The sequence below is a fragment of the Sphingomonas sp. GC_Shp_5 genome, assembly GCF_026540855.1.
Classification (GTDB): Bacteria; Pseudomonadota; Alphaproteobacteria; order Sphingomonadales; family Sphingomonadaceae; genus Sphingomonas.
The window spans coordinates 1-3,576 of the sequence record NZ_JALNUP010000054.1 but is presented as its reverse complement, the minus strand read 5'-3'; the positions used below and the strand labels follow the sequence as shown (position 1 = coordinate 3,576).

General features: G+C 60.6%; 5 protein-coding genes. 1 reads left to right on the top strand and 4 read right to left on the bottom strand.

The genetic code is table 11. The features are described 5' to 3' along the window. The 4 genes from OXR60_RS19720 to OXR60_RS19705 all read right to left on the bottom strand — a co-directional run. Positions 1–785 (bottom strand): glycosidase (locus tag OXR60_RS19720; protein ID WP_267397760.1); only part of this gene is annotated, 785 nt, incomplete at its 3' end. Beyond that, the gene (locus OXR60_RS19715; protein WP_267397759.1) at positions 782–1,549 is read right to left on the bottom strand and encodes an SDR family oxidoreductase; all 768 of its coding nucleotides are present in this window, start codon (positions 1,547–1,549) and stop codon (positions 782–784) included. The genes OXR60_RS19715 and OXR60_RS19720, both read right to left, overlap by 4 nt. Positions 1,550–1,575: 26 nt before the next feature. Beyond that, a complete protein-coding gene (locus OXR60_RS19710) occupies positions 1,576–2,454 on the bottom strand; it encodes an aldose 1-epimerase family protein (protein ID WP_267397757.1) in 879 nt (292 codons plus the stop codon). A gap of 227 nt (positions 2,455–2,681) precedes the next feature. Then, entirely contained in the window at positions 2,682–2,921 is a 240-nt protein-coding gene (locus OXR60_RS19705; RefSeq protein ID WP_267397756.1) for a hypothetical protein, read from the bottom strand. A gap of 193 nt (positions 2,922–3,114) precedes the next feature. On the opposite strand from OXR60_RS19705, the gene OXR60_RS19700 reads away from it, so the two are divergent. After that, the coding region (locus tag OXR60_RS19700) for a DUF892 family protein (RefSeq protein WP_267397755.1) at positions 3,115–3,576 on the top strand (462 nt) is incomplete at its 3' end.

Below are 3,576 nucleotides of genomic sequence, written 5' to 3'. Positions count from 1 at the left end.
CGTTCCAGCGCCGGGGGCGGGGTGATGAGCGGCTCGATGCACCTGGCGACAACGTGCGCATACTCCGCGTCGAATGCGATCCACCCGATCCGCCAGCGTGCATCGTGGGTGGCGCCGTTGTAGAACATCACTGGACGATCCTTGTCGCTGGTCAGCAGAGGACCTGTCGAAAGGTGCCAGCTGTCCCAGCTGTCGGGACGCGGCAGGAATGGGTCGCTTTCGTCCGTCCAAGGACCTGCCACGCCATTGCTTACCGCAAGCCCAATCAGCGACGCCTCACTGCGCGCGAACTCATAGAACATGCGCCACCCGCCGCTTACCGTGCGATCGAGCGTGGCTTCCTTTATGTTGCCCTGCGAAGGCGTATTCGGCATTGCAACGCCCTGCTTTTCCAGCCGATCGATCGAAGTGCCCGTGGCATACAGCATCTCGCCGTGGCTTCGCGTCGCATCGACGCCCGTATAATAAATAACCACGCTGCCGTCGTCCCGGAACACCGGCGTTGGATCTTCGCAACCGCCTATATCGTCCGCCCCAGGTCCGGGTGAAAGCACCGGTGTGTCGGAGGCGTTGAAGCGCAGCCCGTCGCTGCTTGTCGCATACCAGATGGTGCCAGTGTCACCTGTCTCGCCCAGCCGCGGCACGGCGCGCACAAGCATGGCGTAGGTGCCGTCATCTAATTGCCAAACGTACGGGCTCATCAGGTCACGGCGCGAAACCGCTTCGTTGCCGACCATTGCGATCGGATCGATTTGCTCAACGTTGAAGTCCAACGCCACAGTCATGCCCCTTGCGCAACAGTGAGCGATAGCGCGCCATCGATCGTGACGGTGGTACCGCTGATATAGTCCGCGGCAGGTGACAGCAGGAAGTTGACGAGCGCTGCAACCTCGTCAGGGCGGCCGGCTCGGCCCCACGGTATCGCCGCTTCCTTGGCCTTGAGCTCATCCGCATTGTCGAGAGCACTCTGGTTCATAGGCGTCAGGATCATGCCCGGCGCGACCCCGTTGACTGCAATTCCCTTGGGCGCGAGTTCAAGCGCGAGCGTAGCGGTTAGCTGTGACAGGCCGCCTTTAGCTGAATCATAATCCACGCCGCCTGGGCGTGGCGCTCGTTCGTGGATCGAGGAGATGTTGACGATGCGACCCTTCATGCCCTTCGCTTCAAGCCGGCGCACAAGTGCCCGGCAAGTCAGGAAAGGGCCGTAGAGGTCGGAGCGCATCACACGGTCAAACTGCGCGAGTTCCATGTCGGCGAGCAGCACACCGCTCATGTTGAGACCGGCGGAGTTGACCAGCAGGCTCGCCGTGCCGAACGCCGCCTCGGCTGCATCGAACAATGCGGCGACCGCCGCCTCGTTGCCGACGTCAGTCTGCACTGCGATCGCACGCCCTTCACCGCCGATCGAAGCACACACTCGCTTGGCTGCAGCTTCGTCTTTGTAGTAGGTCACGATCACACGTGCCCCACTCTCGCCAAGCGCTTTGGCGCACGCCGCGCCGATGCCGGATTCTCCGCCGGTCACGATTGCAACAGCATTGTCGAACATTGTCGGGTCTCCGGTGGTGACTGGCATCAACCAGCCAACGTGATGTTCATGGCGAGCTGTTTGCTCGCGTGGGGTGCGATTTGCATCATCCCCGGCTTGTCTCGAATATCGCCTGCAAAGCCGACAGGATCTGAAAAGCCTTGCCAAGGCTCGATGCAAACGAAGCCGGCGCCAGGCTTGGTCCAGACGCCCAACGTTGGGAAGTCGGCGAATTCAACCTCCAGCAGAGGCCCGCTCGACGCACCGTACGATACGCGCCTGCTCTCAAGCCGATCAAAGATCAGGGCATCGTCGATGAACAGGTCATCCCGGAGTATTAGGGTGTTTCCGCTGACCGGCGTGGGGTGAGGCTCGGGGAGCAGGAAGCCATTTGTGTCGATGCGACGGATCGGTTCCGGCTCATTCTGCGCGAAGTGAACAGCATGCGCCGCGCGGGGTTGCCCGAACGGAAGCGGCCATCGCAGCGCGGGGTGAAAGCCAAAGCTCGCGGGCATCGAGACTTCACCTTCGTTGCCGATGGTGGCCTCAACGCTCAGCGTGGCGTCAATGAGGGCAAAGCGGATGTCGAGTTGGAATTCGAAAGGGTAGATCTGCCGCGTTGCTTCCGAAGCCTTCAGCCGCAACGTTGCGGCATAGTCTTCATGAGCTACCAACTCAAACGTCGAGTGGCGGGCAAAGCCGTGCTTGGGCATCGCGTAGCTGACACCATCAAGCCGGTAGCAGCCGCCTTCAAGTAGCCCGATGACCGGAAACAGGATCGGCGCGCGACCGCGCCAAACCGCGGGGTCACCATTCCACTGCAAATCATGTCCGTTGACATCGCTTAGATGCTGAAGCTCGGCGCCGAGCATTGAGATTCCTGCATTCAGTTTCCCAGACGAGATCGTAACCACATCCGCTGCCATGAAGATCCCTTAAGTGCCGAACCCGGAAGGTTCCGTCGACTACCGCGCCAACAAAGATACGGACGATTGTGTTCCGGCACGGATAATGACTTATCGTTCATGTTTGGGCCAGCTGCTGCGCATCCAATAGCCGGCACGCATTTGATCCGTTACTCTTCATCTTTCCGACGCTGATGTTATTTATGATCGCTGCCCTGTAGGCGCCGGCCATGGAGCGCTCTTGGCGCTCAACCCTTAAGTGGGGCGCCGTCGTTGACCATATGATGCAGTTCCTCGCGAGCGGCGTCGAGCGCAATCACCCGGGTACGGGCATGGTGGATGTGGTCGACATCGGCAGGCTCGCGATCGGAAGAGGTGTCCTTGCCCGCCTCAAGGGTGGCAAGCTCAAGCACCGCCTTGCGGTATTCGGCCCGCGCAGTGGTGAGAGCTGTATCAAGCGCGCTAGTTAGTTCTTCGGCCTTGGGCATCGTTCCGCTCTCCGTTGAGCGTCCATAATCACGAACTGATGAGACGCAGGTAGTGAGAACACGCCAGCGAGGCCGGGGTTGCCCGCAGGTGCCGCCATCCCGCTACCATGATCGCCGCGTCCTGTTGCCAGGAAGCGGACCGTTTGATCTCCATCATCGTTGATCGGCATCACCCCGCAACAGGAGATGGACGATGGCGGAAATCGAGACGCTTCAGGAACTGTATGTCGACGAGCTGAAGGACTTGTGGTCGGCCAACGACCAGATGGCCAAGGCATTGAAGAAGATCGTCAAGCAGGCGACCAACGATAAGCTGAAGGACATGCTCCAGTCGTCGCAGGACGGCATTGCGAAGCACACCGACGTGCTGAAGGCGCTCATCGAGGCACAGGACGAAAAGCTCAAGAAGGAGCATTGCAAGGGCATGGAAGGCTTGGTGGCCGAAGCCCTCAAGCACACCATCGAGGAAGCGCCCAAGTCTGGGCCGGTGCTCGACGCGGCGATCATCGCCCAGTACCAGCGCATGACGCATTATGGGATTACCGGTTTTGGTACGGTCGCCGCATTTGCCAAGGCGCTCAAGCTCGAGGACGATGCCACCAAGCTCGAAGCGGCCGTCGCCGACATGCACAAGGGCGATGACCTGATGAGCGAG